Origin of the sequence: Blastococcus sp. KM273129 (assembly GCF_021698995.1) — a bacterium.
Taxonomy (GTDB): domain Bacteria; phylum Actinomycetota; class Actinomycetes; order Mycobacteriales; family Geodermatophilaceae; genus Blastococcus.
The window spans coordinates 1-411 of the sequence record NZ_SSXB01000201.1 but is presented as its reverse complement, the minus strand read 5'-3'; the positions used below and the strand labels follow the sequence as shown (position 1 = coordinate 411).

Below are 411 nucleotides of genomic sequence, written 5' to 3'. Positions count from 1 at the left end.
CGCGCCGGGCCCGGCGGCGGGGTCGACCAGGTCCTCCAGGTCGACACGGACCACCACGTGCGGCTTCTGGGTGCGCAGCACCGGCAGGGTGCCGGCGGCCAGTTGGTTGTCGACCAGCTGGACCAGGGCGTCGGCGGACTGCTGGGCGCGGGTGCGCATGTCCCCGGCGGGCCGGGACGCCTGCACGATCGACTCCACGGCCGCCTGCAGCTTCTCCCCGCCCACGGCGTCCAGGTCGCCGCGGAAGGACAGTGATCCGTCGGCGTGCCGGGTGAAGGTCAGCGACCGGCCCTCGGTGGGGTCGGGCTCGGCCCCGTCGGGGTCCAGCCGGGCCAGGTGGTGGCGCACGACCTGGCGCAGTTCGGCGTGCGGCCGGGTCGCGGCCACCTGCGCGAGCGCCTCGTCCACCCC

At 76.6% G+C, this 411-nt stretch carries 1 protein-coding gene; it reads right to left on the bottom strand.

Annotated elements, in window-relative coordinates; genetic code table 11:
* Positions 1–411: DUF222 domain-containing protein (locus E9565_RS22025; protein WP_236836740.1), on the bottom strand; the 411-nt coding region annotated here is incomplete at both ends.